Annotated in this window: 1 protein-coding gene; it reads right to left on the reverse strand. The window is 64.7% G+C overall.

Features of this window, described 5'->3' with window-relative positions; translation table 11 throughout:
* Positions 1 to 289 (reverse strand): acyltransferase domain-containing protein (locus B1964_RS28580; RefSeq protein WP_139765935.1); only part of this gene is annotated, 289 nt, incomplete at both ends.

The raw sequence follows: 289 nt of genomic DNA on the forward strand, positions 1-289 counted from the left end.
CGCCATGGCGCCGTGGCCCGAGAGTGCCTTCATCAACCGCGACCGCGTCGCGATCACCGACAACCCATCCGCCACCGACAACGCCCCCGACACCACCGCCGCAGCAACCTCACCCATCGAATGACCGATCACCGCATCCGGACACACCCCATAGGACCGCCACAACGACACCAACGCCAACTGCACACCCACCAACACCGGCTGAATCCGATCAATACCCACCACCGGCTCCCCCGACGCCAACACCTCCCGCAACGAAAAACCCACCACCGCAACAAACACCGGCTCC

The organism is Gordonia sp. i37 (assembly GCF_002043085.1).
Classification (GTDB): domain Bacteria; phylum Actinomycetota; class Actinomycetes; order Mycobacteriales; family Mycobacteriaceae; genus Gordonia; species Gordonia polyisoprenivorans.